The sequence below is a fragment of the Rhodoferax sp. SPJ4 genome, assembly GCF_058216275.1.
Genome location: NZ_JBYZMN010000001.1, coordinates 740,333 through 753,502, shown reverse-complemented (window position 1 = coordinate 753,502; position 13,170 = coordinate 740,333). Strand labels below are relative to the sequence as shown.

11 protein-coding genes are annotated in these 13,170 nt (G+C 68.4%); 10 read left to right on the top strand and 1 reads right to left on the bottom strand.

The window, feature by feature from the left end; all coding sequences use genetic code 11:
* The first annotated feature begins 3 nt into the window (after positions 1 to 3).
* The 10 genes from AC4BAR_RS03735 (at position 4) to AC4BAR_RS03690 (ending at position 9,427) form a co-directional block, all read left to right on the top strand.
* Positions 4 to 888, top strand: coding sequence for a prephenate dehydrogenase (locus AC4BAR_RS03735; protein WP_490626463.1), 885 nt, complete (start codon positions 4 to 6; stop codon positions 886 to 888).
* On the top strand, positions 888 to 2,984 hold the full coding sequence (locus tag AC4BAR_RS03730) for a bifunctional 3-phosphoshikimate 1-carboxyvinyltransferase/cytidylate kinase (RefSeq protein ID WP_490626462.1): 2,097 nt from the start codon (positions 888 to 890) through the stop codon (positions 2,982 to 2,984). Before AC4BAR_RS03735 ends, AC4BAR_RS03730 begins: the two co-directional genes overlap by 1 nt.
* A 161-nt stretch (positions 2,985 to 3,145) precedes the next feature.
* Positions 3,146 to 4,831 carry a 30S ribosomal protein S1 gene (gene rpsA / locus AC4BAR_RS03725; RefSeq protein WP_490626461.1) on the top strand — a complete coding sequence of 562 codons (1,686 nt, stop codon included), beginning with the start codon at positions 3,146 to 3,148 and terminating at the stop codon, positions 4,829 to 4,831.
* Between the two features lie 95 nt (positions 4,832 to 4,926).
* Positions 4,927 to 5,247: an integration host factor subunit beta gene (locus AC4BAR_RS03720; RefSeq protein WP_490626460.1), complete on the top strand. Its 321-nt coding sequence runs from the start codon at positions 4,927 to 4,929 to the stop codon at positions 5,245 to 5,247.
* Positions 5,248 to 5,272: 25 nt separating this feature from the next.
* The gene (locus tag AC4BAR_RS03715; protein WP_490626459.1) at positions 5,273 to 5,596 is read left to right on the top strand and encodes a LapA family protein; all 324 of its coding nucleotides are present in this window, start codon (positions 5,273 to 5,275) and stop codon (positions 5,594 to 5,596) included.
* Entirely contained in the window at positions 5,586 to 6,743 is a 1,158-nt protein-coding gene (gene lapB / locus AC4BAR_RS03710) for a lipopolysaccharide assembly protein LapB (protein ID WP_490626458.1), read from the top strand. The genes AC4BAR_RS03715 and lapB overlap by 11 nt, the downstream gene beginning before the upstream one ends.
* Positions 6,744 to 6,750: 7 nt before the next feature.
* A complete protein-coding gene (rfaE1, locus tag AC4BAR_RS03705; RefSeq protein WP_490626457.1) occupies positions 6,751 to 7,695 on the top strand; it encodes a D-glycero-beta-D-manno-heptose-7-phosphate kinase in 945 nt (314 codons plus the stop codon).
* A complete protein-coding gene (gene rfaD, locus AC4BAR_RS03700; protein ID WP_490626456.1) occupies positions 7,692 to 8,699 on the top strand; it encodes an ADP-glyceromanno-heptose 6-epimerase in 1,008 nt (335 codons plus the stop codon). Before rfaE1 ends, rfaD begins: the two co-directional genes overlap by 4 nt.
* A gap of 7 nt (positions 8,700 to 8,706) precedes the next feature.
* On the top strand, positions 8,707 to 9,117 hold the full coding sequence (locus AC4BAR_RS03695) for a ComEA family DNA-binding protein (protein ID WP_490626455.1): 411 nt from the start codon (positions 8,707 to 8,709) through the stop codon (positions 9,115 to 9,117).
* Positions 9,118 to 9,136: 19 nt separating this feature from the next.
* The gene (locus tag AC4BAR_RS03690) at positions 9,137 to 9,427 is read left to right on the top strand and encodes a ComEA family DNA-binding protein (RefSeq protein ID WP_490626454.1); all 291 of its coding nucleotides are present in this window, start codon (positions 9,137 to 9,139) and stop codon (positions 9,425 to 9,427) included.
* Here AC4BAR_RS03690 and AC4BAR_RS03685 read toward each other — a convergent pair.
* The gene (locus AC4BAR_RS03685) at positions 9,424 to 13,116 is read right to left on the bottom strand and encodes a hydantoinase B/oxoprolinase family protein (protein ID WP_490626453.1); all 3,693 of its coding nucleotides are present in this window, start codon (positions 13,114 to 13,116) and stop codon (positions 9,424 to 9,426) included. The genes AC4BAR_RS03690 and AC4BAR_RS03685 overlap by 4 nt on opposite strands.
* Positions 13,117 to 13,170 lie beyond the last annotated feature (54 nt).

The window sequence follows — 13,170 nt, the reverse complement described above, 5'->3', positions numbered from 1 at the left end:
CCGATGTTTGACCAACTGGGCCTGATCGGCTGCGGCCTGATGGGTGGCTCGTTCGCGCTGGCGCTCAAGCGCGCCGGCCTGGTGCGCCGGGTGGTGGGCTACAGCAAGTCGCCCTCCACCACCGAGCGCGCCAAGCAAATGGGCGTGATCGATGTCGAGGCCTCGTCGGCGCTGCTGGCGGTGTCGGGCTCCGACATCGTGTTGGTGGCGGTGCCGGTGGGCGCCATCGAATCAACGCTGAAAGCCATCCGCCACCTGGTGACACCCGGCATGCTGGTGATGGACGTGGGCTCGACCAAGGTCGACGTGGTGGACGCGGCCCGCCGCATCCTGCGTGACCAGGTCGGCGCCTTTGTGCCGGCCCACCCCATCGCCGGCAAGGAACAGGCCGGCGTGGACCATGCCGATGCCGATCTGTACTGGGGCCGCCAGGTCATCCTGACGCCCATCGAGCGCACCCTGACCGCCCAGCTCAGCAAGGCCAGCGCGGTGTGGAAGGCGCTGGGCTGCCAGGTGGTCACCATGTCGCCCGACGCCCACGACGCCACCTACGCCGCGGTGAGCCATTTGCCGCACCTGATTGCCTTTGCCTACATGCAGGGCCTGGCCAGCCAGCCCCGCGGCGAGGACTACCTGGACATGGCCGGCCCGGGTTTTCGCGATTTTTCCCGCATCGCCGCCAGCGACCCCAAGGTCTGGCGCGACATCCTGCTGGCCAACAAGGACGAGGTGATTCGCCAGTCGGCCGCCTTCCGCAGCGCCCTGCAGTCCTTTGAAGACCTGATGGCCAACGGCCACAGCGCCGCGCTGGAATCCGCCATCGCCCGCGCCAGCGCCGCCCGCAGCCGGTGGCAGATGCCCACCACCAAACCCGATTTCCTGCCCTGATGTTTGCCACTGAATTCCTGGACCTTCCGCCCTTGCGCCATGCGGACGGCACGGTGCGCCTGCCCGGCTCCAAAAGCATCTCCAACCGCGTGCTGCTGATGGCCGCCCTCAGCGAGGGCCGCACCGAGGTCTGCGACCTGCTGGACTCCGACGACACCCGGGTCATGCTGAACGCCCTGAGTGCGCTGGGCTGCACCGTGGTGCGCGAAGGCAGCACCGCCACCATCACCGGCCTGGGCGGGCGCTGGCCCACCATCGGCGCCAAGCTGTTCATGGGCAACGCTGGCACCGCCATGCGACCGCTGACCGCCGCGCTGGCCGTGCTGGGCGGTGAGTTTGAGCTGTCGGGTGTACCACGCATGCACGAGCGGCCCATCGGCGACCTGGTGGACGCGCTGCGCCAGCTGGGTTGCCAGATCGACTACCTGGGCAACGAGGGCTACCCGCCGCTGCGGCTGGGCGCTGGCGGCCAACCACCCCGGCTGACGCTGGACCAACCCATCCGCGTGCGCGGCGACGTGTCCAGCCAGTTCCTCACCGCGCTGCTGATGGCCCTGCCTGCCGCGACAGGACCGGCCCCCACGCTCGGCACTGACATGTCCGAGCTGCCCCCCGAGGGGGCTGCCCCGCCTGGGGGCAGCCCGGCAGCGGGGCGCGACATCGTGCTGGAGGTGGTGGGTGAACTGATCTCCAAACCCTACATCGAGATCACGCTGAATCTGCTGGCGCGTTTTGGCGTGGTGGTGCAGCGCGAGGGCTGGCAACGCTTCACCATCCCCGCCGGCAGCCGCTACCGCTCGCCCGGCGTGATCCATGTCGAGGCCGATGCATCGTCGGCCAGCTATTTCATCGCGCTGGGCGCCATCGCCACCCAGGGCCGGAGCGAGGCCTGCGTCCGCATCGAAGGCGTGGGCGCCGATTCCATCCAGGGCGACATCCGCTTCATCGAGGCCGCCGAAATGATGGGCGCCAAGGTGGCCAGTGGCCCCAACTGGCTGCAGGTGTCCAACGCCTGCTGGCCGCTGCGCGCCATCACGCTGGACTGCAACCACATCCCCGACGCCGCGATGACGCTGGCCGCCATGGCCTTGTACGCCGATGGCACGACCCGGCTGACCAACATCGCCAGCTGGCGCGTCAAGGAAACCGACCGCATCGCCGCCATGGCCATCGAGTTGCGCAAGCTCGGCGCCCAGGTGGAAGAAGGCGCGGATTTCATCGCGGTCACGCCGCCCACCTCCACCGATTGGCAAGCGGCAAGCATCCACACCTACGACGACCACCGCGTCGCCATGTGTTTCTCGCTGGCCGCGTTCAACCCGGCCCGGTTGCCGGTGCGCATCGAAGACCCGAAATGTGTCGGCAAGACCTTCCCCGACTACTTCGAGGCCTTGTTCGGCCTGGCCCATGCCGAGCCGGCCGACATCCCGGTGCTGTGCGTCGACGGCCCCACCGCCTCCGGCAAGGGCACGCTGGCCGCGCTGTTGGCGCACAAGCTGGGCTACCACTACCTGGACTCGGGCGCGCTGTACCGGCTGACCGCGCTGGCCGCGCTGCGCGCCGGCCTGGCGCTGGACACGGCGCACGAAGCGGCCATCGCCGGCCTGGCCCGGGCGCTGCCGGTGCGTTTTGTCGGTGAGCAGGTGCTGCTGGCCGGTGAAGACGTCAGTGCCGCCATCCGCACCGAAGACGCCGGCATGAACGCCTCCAAGGTCTCGGTGCTGCCGGCGGTGCGTGAGGCCCTGGTGGCCTTGCAGCACCGCTTCCGCGCCCTGCCCGGCCTGGTGGCCGACGGCCGCGACATGGGCACAGCCATCTTCCCCGCCGCTCCGCTCAAGGTCTACCTCACCGCGAGCGCCGCACAGCGCGCCGAAAGGCGTCATAAGCAATTGATTTCAAAGGGTTTTTCGTCTATACTGGAAGACCTCCGGCGAGATTTGGAGGCGCGCGATCTGCGGGACTCGTCCCGCGCCGTGTCACCGCTGAAGCCCGCCGAAGACGCCTTGCTGCTGGACAACTCCGCGCTGTCGATCGATGACTCGGTCGAACTCGCGTTGTCCTGGTGGCAGGCAAAACAGCCGTTTGCACCCCGCTGACGGCTGAACTGGCCCACCCGGTCCCCACCGCGCTGTCATTGCGCACCGACCGGTTGGTTTCGCAACACAACCCGCGGACCCGTCCGCAAGCTAGTCGCCGTCCAGTCCTAGAAACAGCCGCAATGGTGCGGCTGGAAACCTGCGACGGTTGAGGAAATCACATGTCTGAATCTTTTGCCGCCCTTTTTGAAGAATCCCTGCAACGCTCTGAGATGCGCACCGGCGAGGTCATCACCGCCGAAGTCGTCCGCATCGAACACAGCTTTGTGGTGGTCAACGCTGGCCTCAAGTCCGAAGCCTACGTGCCAATCGAGGAATTCAAGTCCGACAAGGGCGAGATCGAAGTCAACGTCGGCGACTTCGTGTCGGTGGCCATCGACTCCGTTGAAAACGGTTATGGCGACACCATCCTGTCGCGCGACAAGGCCAAGCGCCTGGCCTCGTGGATGAGCCTGGAAAAGGCCCTGGAATCCGGCGAATTCGTCACCGGCACCACCAGCGGCAAGGTCAAGGGCGGCCTGACCGTGCTGGTCAATGGCATCCGCGCCTTCCTGCCAGGCTCGCTGATCGACACCCGTCCCATCAAGGACCTGTCGCCCTACGAAAACAAGACCCTGGAATTCAAGGTCATCAAGCTCGACCGTAAGCGCAACAACGTGGTGCTGAGCCGCCGTGCCGTGGTCGAAGCCTCGATGGGCGAAGAGCGCGCCAAGCTGATGCAGACCCTGAAAGAAGGTTCTGTGGTGCAAGGCGTGGTCAAGAACATCACCGAATACGGTGCTTTCGTTGACCTCGGCGGCATCGACGGCCTGCTGCACATCACCGACATGGCCTGGCGCCGTGTCCGCCACCCGAGCGAAGTCGTTCAGGCCGGCCAGGAAATCACCGCCAAGATCCTCAAGTTCGACACCGAGAAGAACCGTGTCTCGCTGGGTCTGAAGCAAATGGGCGATGACCCGTGGATGGGCGTGAACCGCCGCTACCCGCAAAGCACCCGTTTGTTCGGCAAGATCACCAACATTGCCGACTACGGCGCGTTCGTGGAACTCGAACCCGGCATCGAAGGCCTGGTGCACGTGTCCGAGATGGACTGGACCAACAAGAACATCGCTCCCGCCAAGCTGGTCACGCTGGGCGACGAAGTCGAAGTCATGGTTCTGGAAATCGACGAAGACAAGCGTCGCATCTCGCTGGGCATGAAGCAGTGCAAGGCCAATCCTTGGCAAGAATTTGCCCAGGAAACCAAGCGCGGCGACCGCGTCAAGGGCCCGATCAAGTCGATCACCGACTTCGGCGTGTTCGTCGGTCTGGCTGCCGGCATCGACGGTCTGGTGCATTTGTCCGACCTGTCCTGGAACGAGCCCGGCGAAGCCGCCGTGCGCAACTACAAAAAGGGCCAGGAAGTCGAAGCCATCGTGTTGGCCGTTGACGTGGACCGCGAGCGCATCAGCCTGGGCATCAAGCAGCTGGACAGCGACCCCTTCACCACCTTCTCGACCATCAACGACAAGGGCGCCATCGTGACCGGCAAGGTCAAGACCGTGGACGCCCGTGGCGCTGAGATCGACCTGGGTGAAGACATCCTGGGTTACCTGCGTGCCTCCGAGATCAGCCGCGACCGCGTCGAAGACGCCCGCAACGTGCTGAAGGAAGGCGACGAAGTCACCGCCGTGGTGGTGAACATCGACCGCAAGACCCGCAACATCCAGTTGTCCATCAAGGCCAAGGACATGGCCGATGAGCAAGGCGCCATGGCCACCCTGAGCCAGCAGTCGTCGCGCGAAAACGCCGGCACGACCAGCCTGGGCGCCCTGCTGCGCGCCAAGCTGGACAACTCGGAAAAGTAAGCACCCCGGGGGCCTGTCCGCCGGGTGGCGTTCCTCACCGAACGCCGCTCCCGGCCAGGCCCCTGCTTCGTTTTGCCGATCCATCCTGTTGAACAATGACCCGCTCTGACCTCGTGGAGGAACTGGCTGCCCGGTTCAACCAGCTCACCCACCGTGACGCTGAGTACGCCATCAAAACCATCCTCGATGCGATGGGTGACGCCCTGGTGCGTGGCCACCGCATCGAGATCCGTGGTTTTGGCAGCTTTTCCATCAACCACCGTCCGCCACGCATGGGCCGCAACCCGCGCTCGGGCGAGAGCGTGGCCATTCCCGAAAAACGCGTGCCGCACTTCAAGCCGGGCAAGGCCTTGCGCGAAGCGGTCGACCAACGCACCGCAGAAATGCAGGCCGAGGCCCAGAAGCCGGCTCGGTAGAATCGGCGGGTCACAGAGGACCCGCATGAAACACCTCATGTGGCTGCTTGAGTGGGTACTCAAGGCAGCCATTTTTTTCACCCTGTTCGCGTTCGCTCTGAACAACCAGCAAGACGCTGTGCTGCACTTTTTCTTCGGCACCGAGTGGCGCACGCCCATGGTGCTGGTGGTGCTGACCGCGTTCGCCGTGGGCGTGGCCGTCGGTGTGCTGGGCATGGTCCCGCGCTGGTGGGCCCATCGCCGTGTGGCCAAAAAGGCCTTGCAAGCGTCCGCCCCCGTCACGCCCTCTGCCGCTGCACCGCTGCCCACCGATCCCCCCACGCCACAGCCCCCCACTTATGGACTTTGATTTCAGCTGGGTCTTGCTGGGCCTGCCACTGGCCTTTGTGCTGGGCTGGGTGGCCTCGCGGCTGGACGCCCGCCAGCTGCGCATGGAAAACCGGCAGGCGCCCAAGGCCTATTTCAAGGGCCTGAACTTCCTGCTCAACGAGCAGCAGGACAAGGCCATCGACGCCTTCATCGAGGCAGTGCAGATCGACCCCGACACCTCCGAGCTGCACTTCGCGCTGGGCAACCTGTTCCGCCGTCGCGGCGAGTACGAGCGTGCAGTGCGGGTGCACGAGCACCTGCTGTCGCGCGGTGACCTGGCCCGGACCGACCGCGAACGCGCCCAGCACGCGCTGGCGCTGGATTTCCTGAAGGCCGGTCTGCTCGACCGGGCCGAAGACGCCCTGCGCAAGCTCGAAGGCACGCCCTTCGAGCCCCAGGCCCTGCTGGCACTGCTGGCCATTTACGAACGTTCGCGTGACTGGCCGCAGGCCGCCGAGATCGCGCGCAAGCTGGAGCAGGCCGGCCAGGGCAGCTTTTCCGGCCGCCTGTCCCATTACCTGTGTGAACAGGCGGCCAGCCTGCAGGGCGCCGGCCAGGCCGAACAGGCCCTGGCCTTGCTGACCCAGGCCCAGGACACCGCCCCCCAGGCCGCCCGCCCGCCCATCGACCGGGCCCGGCTGCTGCGCCAACAAGGCCAGGCCCCTGCCGCGTTCACCGCCCTGGCACCACTGTTCGACGGCAGCTCCCCCGCAGCCCCGCTGGCCGCGCCGCTGCTGGCCGAACTGGCCATCGCTGCAGAGCAGACCGACGCGGCCCTGGCACTGCTCAAAGCCTGTTACGACACCACCCATTCGCTGGACCTGCTGGACGCCATCGTGGTACTGGAAGCCACCGCCACCGGCGCCACCGACTCGGCCCGCGACTGGTACGCCCGCCACCTCGGCACCGAACCCTCGCTGGTGGCCGCCGCCAAATGGATTGCCGGCGAAAAGATGGAACACGAACAATTCCATCCGCAGGTTCAGCGCGCGCTGGACCACGCGGTCAAGCCGCTGCTGCGCTACCGCTGCGCCGCCTGCGGCTTCGAAGCCAAACAACATTTCTGGCATTGCCCCGGCTGCCAGGCCTGGGACAGCTACCCGCCACGCCGGGTTGAAGAACTCTGACCACCCCATGACCTTCCTCTCCCCTCCGCTGTCTGTTGCCGCCCTGGCCCAGGCCCATGTGCTGGTCGTCGGCGACGCCATGCTGGACCGTTACTGGTACGGCGCCGTCGACCGCATCTCGCCCGAGGCCCCGGTGCCGGTGGTGCGTGTCACCCGCGAAGAAGAACGCATCGGTGGTGCCGCCAACGTGGCCAACAACGTGGTGGCGCTGGGCGCCCAGGCCGCGCTGCTGACCGTGGTGGGCGACGACGCGGCCAGCCACACGCTGGAAGCCCTGGTGGCCCGTACCGGCATCCAGCCCCACTTTGGCCGCGACCCACAGCTCAAGACCACGGTCAAGCTGCGTGTCATTGGCCGCCAGCAGCAGCTGCTGCGCATGGACTTCGAGAACACGCCGCAAAGCGAGGTGCTGGCCTCGCAGACCAGCAGCTTCCAGGCCCTGCTGCCCCGCCACCAGGCGGTGCTGTTTTCCGATTACGGCAAGGGTGGCCTGGCCCATGTGGCGCAGATGATTGCCGCCGCCCGCGCCGCCGGCAAGGCCGTGCTCATCGACCCCAAGGGCAGCGACTACTCGCGCTACAGCGGCGCCACCTGCATCACGCCCAACCGGGCCGAGCTGCAGCAGGTGATTGGCCCCTGGGCCACCGAGGCCGAGCTGCGGGCCAAGGCCCACGCCTTGCGCGAGTCGCTGGCGCTGGACGCCCTGCTGCTGACCCGCAGCGAAGAAGGCATGACGCTGTTCGACGCCCAGGGCGAACTGCATGTGGGTGCCCAGGCCCGCGAAGTGTTTGACGTGACCGGCGCCGGCGACACCGTGATCGCCACGCTGGCCACCGCGGTGGCGGCGGGCCTGAGCCTGCGCGAGGCGATGCCGCTGGCCAACCGGGCCGGTGGCATCGTGGTGGGCAAGTTCGGCACCGCCACCGTCAGTTACCAGGAGTTGTTTGCATGAGAGTGGTAGTGACCGGGGCTGCGGGTTTCATCGGCAGCAACATCGTGGCCGGGCTCAACGCCCGTGGCATCACCGACATCATCGCGGTGGACGACCTGACCCAGGGCGACAAGTTCCGCAACCTGGCCGACCTGCAGATCGCCGACTACGTGGACGCCGGCCAGTTCTACAGCCGCTTTGCCGCCGGTGGCTACGGCAAAGTGGAAGCGGTGTTCCACGAAGGCGCCTGCAGCGACACCATGGAGGCCAACGGCCAGTACATGATGGCCAACAACTACACGCTGTCGTGCGATCTATTCACTGCCTGCCAGGCCCAGGGCACGCGGCTGCTGTACGCCTCGTCGGCCGCCACCTACGGCGGCTCGGCGGTGTTCCGCGAAGAGCCGGCCTTCGAGGCGCCGCTCAACGTCTATGGCTATTCCAAGCTGCTGTTCGACCAGTGGCTGCGCCGCGCCATCGGCCTGAACTTCGAGCGCGCCGCCCCGCAGACCGTGGGCTTTCGCTACTTCAACGTCTACGGCCCGCGCGAGCAGCACAAGGGCCGCATGGCCAGCGTGGCCTTTCACCAGTTCCACCAGTTCCGGGCCGACGGCCAGGTGCGCTTGTTCGGCGAGTACGGCGGCTACGCACCGGGTGACCAGCAGCGCGACTTTGTGTTCATCGACGACGTGGTCGCGGTCAACCTGTGGTTCTTCGACCACCCTGAGGTGTCCGGCCTGTTCAACCTGGGCTCGGGCCGGGCCCAGCCCTTCAACGACGTGGCCTTGTCGGTGGTCAATGCGCTGCGCGCACAAAAACAGCAGCCGGCGCTGAGCCTGGCAGGCGCTGCCGAGGCCGGCCTGATCAGCTACGTGCCCTTCCCCGACGCCCTGCGTGGCAAATACCAGTGCCACACCGAGGCCGACCTGGGCCGGCTGCGCGGCGTGGGCTGCGACCACCGCTTTGCCGACGTGGCCACCGGTGTCGGCCGCTACATGGACTGGCTGGCCAGCCGGCCGGCCTGAGGCCCCCATGAACCGTCTGATGCGGTCGCTGCTGCTGGTGCTGGCCGGCCTGTTCGCCACGGCCTCGATGGCGGCGGTGGACGCCAACCGGGCCACGCCGGCGCAGCTGAGCCGCGTCAAGCACATGACACCGGCGCTGGCCCGCGCCATCGTCCAGACCCGGCAAAAAGCCCCGTTCACCGACTGGGCCGGCTTTGTCGCCCGCGTGCCTGGCATGCGCGAGGCCACCGCGGTGCGGCTGTCCGCCGGCGGCCTGACGGTGCAAGGCATGCTGTTCACCGGCTTTGAGGCCCAGAAGGGCCTGGCCGACCCCCAGGCCCAGGCCAGGCTGGCCGCCCAAGACCAGGCCCAGGCCGCCGAAGACGCCCGGGTGATGCGGCAAGCCGAGCAAATCATCAAGGGCGGCTCGCCGCGCTGACGCCGCTGAGGCCCACCCCATGCGCCACACCTTTCTCGCGTTGCTGCTGTGGGGCCTGGCGCTGGCCGCCCAGGCGGGTGTGGAGTTGAACAGCGCCACCGTGGCCGAACTCGACAGCGTCAAAGGCATCGGCCCGGCGCTGTCACGCCGGGTGCTGGAAGAACGGCAAAAAGCGCCGTTCGCCGACTGGGCCGATTTCATCGCCCGGGTGCGCGGCGTGGGCCGCCTCGCGGCGGCGCGCTGGTCGGCCGCTGGCCTGACCGTCAACGGCCAGGCCTTTGTTGACAGCCCTGCGCCCGCCGAGCGCTAAGCCAAGCCAAAACCCCCGCCGCCCGGCGTGTGGATCTCCACCATGTCGCCGGGGCCCACCTCGGTCTGGCCGATGTGGCCCAGCGTCTCCACCCGGCCATCGGCCCGGATCACCCGGTTCAGCCCCACCTGGCCGGGCTGGCCGCCGGCCAGGCCAAAGGCGCCACGGAGCCGCCCGTTGGACAAAATGCCCACCGTCATCGCTTCCAGAAAACGGATGCGCCGCACGCCACCGTCACCACCCGGCCAGCGGCCGGCACCGCCCGAGCCCGGTCGCAGCGCAAAACTCTCCAGCCGCACCGGGTAACGGAACTCCAGCACCTCGGGGTCGGTCAGGCGCGAGTTGGTCATGTGGGTCTGCACCACCGCCGTGCCGGCAAAACCGCCCACCAGCGCCCCGCTGGCGTCCCACAGGCCGCCGGCGCCCGAGCCACCGGCAATGGTCTCGTAGTACTGGTGGCGGTCGTTGCCAAAGGTCAGGTTGTTCATGGTGCACTGGCTGGCCGCCATCACGCCCAGCGCACCGTACAACGCGTTGGTGACGCAGGTGGAGGTTTCCACGTTGCCAGCCACCACCGCCGCCGGCGGCTGGGGGTTCAGCAGGCTGGCGGGCGGGATGGTCACGGTCAGCGGGCGCAAACAGCCGGCGTTGAGCGGGATGTCGTCGCCCACCAGCGTGCGGAACACGTACAGCACCGCCGCCATGCAGACCGCGGTGGGCGCGTTGAAGTTGTTGGGCTGCTGCGCGCTGGTGCCTGTGAAATCAATCTCGGCGCTGCGGCGCACAGCGTCAACCCGCACCGCCACCCGGATCTCAGCGCCGTTGTCCATGGCCAGCGTGAACTCACCGTCTTTCAGCCGGGAGATGGCCTGGCGCACCGCGGCCTCGGCGTTGTCCTGCACATGGCCCATGTAGGCCTGCACCACCGCCAGGCCACATTCGTCGGCCAGCCGCTGCAGCTCCAGCGCCCCCTTCTCATTGGCAGCGATCTGGGCCTGCAGGTCGGCCAGGTTCTGCGCCGGGTTGCGGCTGGGGTGGGCCGAGCCCGACACCCCCGCCACCTCGCCGCGCAGCAGCGCCAGCAACTCGGTTTCGCGCAGCACGCCACCGGCCACCAACTGAACGTTGTCGAGCAGCACCCCCTCGTCGCCGATGCGGGTGGAAAACGGCGGCATCGAGCCCGGCGTGGTGCCACCGATGTCGGCGTGGTGACCTCTGGAGCCCAGGTAGAACACCGGCTGGCCTTCATGGAACACCGGCGTGATGACGGTCACGTCGGGCAAATGGGTGCCGCCGTGGTAGGGGTCGTTGAGGGCGTACACGTCGCCGGGCGCCATGCGGCCGGCGTTGGCCGCAATCACCGCGCGGATGCTCTCCCCCATCGAGCCCAGGTGCACCGGCATGTGGGGTGCGTTGGCCACCAGCTGGCCCTGGGCGTCGAACAGCGCACAGCTGAAGTCCAGCCGCTCCTTGATGTTGACCGAGTGGGCGGTGTTCTGCAGCTGCAGCCCCATCTGCTCGGCGATGTTCATGAAACGGTTGTTGAACACCTCCAGCAGCACCGGGTCCACCGTGGTGCCGGCCGCCAGGCGGCGCGGCAGGGGCTGGCGGCGCTGCAGCATCAGGTGATTGAGCGCGGTGACCTCGGCCTCCCAGCCCGGCGCCACCACCGTGGTGGTGGTGGCCTCCACCACGATGCAGGGCCCGGGCAGGCGGTCGCCGGGCAACAGGTCTTGCCGGGCCAGCAGCGCGGCCTCGTGCCACTGGCCGCCGGCGTACAGCCGCACCGGCTCGCGCACCGGCAGGGGCCGCGTCGGGCACAGGGCCTGGCGGGCCTCGGCCGGCGCGTCGCCGGGCAGCACGGCTTCTACCGACACCGACTCGACCACCAGGCCCTTGCCCGGCATCAAAAAGGCAAAGCGCTGGCGGTAGGCGGCCTCGAAGGCCGCCACCAGCGCGGCCAGCGCCGGCGGCTCGCCGTCCCAGGCCAGCGTCAGCGCGGTGTCGCTGCCCTGGTATCGCAGCAGCACCCGGCGCTGCACCTGCAAGGTGGCGGCGTCGCCAGTGCGCTGGCGGGCCAGCAGCTCGACCCGTGCGGCCTCGGCCAGCGTGGCCAGAAGGGTTTGCAGCGCGGACAACAGCGCGTCGCTGAGCGGCTGCTCGACGGCCTGCTCGCGCATCACCGACTGGTCGGCCAGGCCCATGCCGTAGGCACTCAGCACGCCGGCCAGCGGGTGGACCAGCACCCGCTGCATGCCCAGCGCGTCGGCCACGCCGCAGGCATGCTGGCCGCCGGCGCCACCAAAGCATTGCAGCAGATAGCCGGTGACGTCGTAGCCGCGCGCCACCGAGATTTTCTTGATCGCGTTGGCCATCTGCTGCTCCGCGATCTGCACAAAGCCCTCGGCCACCGCCGCCACCGTCAGCCCGGTCTGGGCGGCCAGCGCCGCAAAGCCGGCCTGGGCGGCCTCGGCGTCCAGCGGCTGGCGGCCGTCGGGCCCGAACAGCGCCGGGAAATGACGGGGCTGGACCTTGCCCAGCACCAGGTTGGCGTCGGTCACTGTCAACGGCCCGCCGCGCCGGTAACAGGCCGGCCCGGGGTTGGCGCCGGCGCTGTCGGGGCCGACACGGAAGCGGGCGCCATCAAAACGCAGGATGGAGCCGCCACCGGCAGCCACGGTGTGGATGGCCATCATGGGCGCACGCATGCGCACCCCGGCCACCTGGGTGTCGAACTCGCGCTCGAACTCGCCGGCGTGGTGCGACACGTCGGTGGAGGTGCCGCCCATGTCGAAGCCAATCACCTTGGTCGGCAGGCCGGCCTCGCGGCAGGCCAGCGCCGCGGTGCGGGCCATGCCCACGATGCCACCGGCCGGGCCGCTGAGCACCGCGTCCTTGCCGCGAAAGGCCTGGGCGTCGGTCAGCCCGCCGGAGGACTGCATGAACAGCAGCGGCACGCCGGGCATGGCCTGGGCCACCTGGGCCACGTAGCGCTGCAGGATGGGCGACAAATAGGCGTCCACCACCGTGGTGTCGCCCCGGCCGACGAACTTCATCAGCGGGCTGACCTCGTGCGACACACTCACCTGGGTGAAGCCCACTTCCTCGGCAATGCGTTTGGCCGCGCACTCGTGGGCGGTGTGGCGGTAGCCGTGCAGGAAAACGATGGCCACGCTGCGCAGGCCACTCTCGTGGTGCTGCTGCAGCGCGGCCCGCAGGCCAACCTCGTCCAGCGGCGTGACCACCTCGCCGTGGGCGCTCATCCGCTCGTCGGCCTCCACCACGGCGCTGTACAGCCGCTCCGGCAGCACGATGTGGCGGTCGAACAGCCGGGGCCGGTTCTGGTAGGCGATGCGCAGCCCGTCGCCGAAGCCGCGGGTGGTCACCAGCAGCGTGGGCTCGCCGCGCCGCTCCAGCAGCGCGTTGGTGGCCACGGTGGTGCCCATCTTGACGCAGGCCACGCGGTCGGGGGTGACGGGCTCATTCGGCCCCAGGCCCAGCAGCGCGCGGATGCCGGCCACCGCCGCGTCGGGATAACGCTCGGGGTTGTCGCTCAGCAGCTTGTGGGTGTGCAGCCGCACCGAGCCGTCGGCCAGGGTCTCGCGGCCCACCACGTCGGTGAAGGTGCCGCCCCGGTCGACCCAGAATTGCCAGCGCGGCGGCTCAGACGGAGGCAGGGTGTCGGGCATGGTGTGTGGACTTTGCGCGGAAAAACACGGGGGCGGTCAGGGCCCAAGGGTACA

What these genes read in the sequence shown, in the direction of transcription:
- AC4BAR_RS03690 (WP_490626454.1), top strand. Translation starts at nt 9,137, where the DNA reads ATGCGCCACACCTTTCTCGCGTTGCTGCTGTGGGGCCTGGCGCTGGCC.
- AC4BAR_RS03735 (WP_490626463.1), top strand. Translation starts at nt 4, where the DNA reads ATGTTTGACCAACTGGGCCTGATCGGCTGCGGCCTGATGGGTGGCTCG.
- rfaD (WP_490626456.1), top strand. Translation starts at nt 7,692, where the DNA reads ATGAGAGTGGTAGTGACCGGGGCTGCGGGTTTCATCGGCAGCAACATC.
- rpsA (WP_490626461.1), top strand. Translation starts at nt 3,146, where the DNA reads ATGTCTGAATCTTTTGCCGCCCTTTTTGAAGAATCCCTGCAACGCTCT.
- AC4BAR_RS03730 (WP_490626462.1), top strand. Translation starts at nt 888, where the DNA reads ATGTTTGCCACTGAATTCCTGGACCTTCCGCCCTTGCGCCATGCGGAC.
- AC4BAR_RS03685 (WP_490626453.1), bottom strand. Translation starts at nt 13,116, where the DNA reads ATGCCCGACACCCTGCCTCCGTCTGAGCCGCCGCGCTGGCAATTCTGG.
- AC4BAR_RS03720 (WP_490626460.1), top strand. Translation starts at nt 4,927, where the DNA reads ATGACCCGCTCTGACCTCGTGGAGGAACTGGCTGCCCGGTTCAACCAG.
- rfaE1 (WP_490626457.1), top strand. Translation starts at nt 6,751, where the DNA reads ATGACCTTCCTCTCCCCTCCGCTGTCTGTTGCCGCCCTGGCCCAGGCC.
- AC4BAR_RS03715 (WP_490626459.1), top strand. Translation starts at nt 5,273, where the DNA reads ATGAAACACCTCATGTGGCTGCTTGAGTGGGTACTCAAGGCAGCCATT.
- AC4BAR_RS03695 (WP_490626455.1), top strand. Translation starts at nt 8,707, where the DNA reads ATGAACCGTCTGATGCGGTCGCTGCTGCTGGTGCTGGCCGGCCTGTTC.
- lapB (WP_490626458.1), top strand. Translation starts at nt 5,586, where the DNA reads ATGGACTTTGATTTCAGCTGGGTCTTGCTGGGCCTGCCACTGGCCTTT.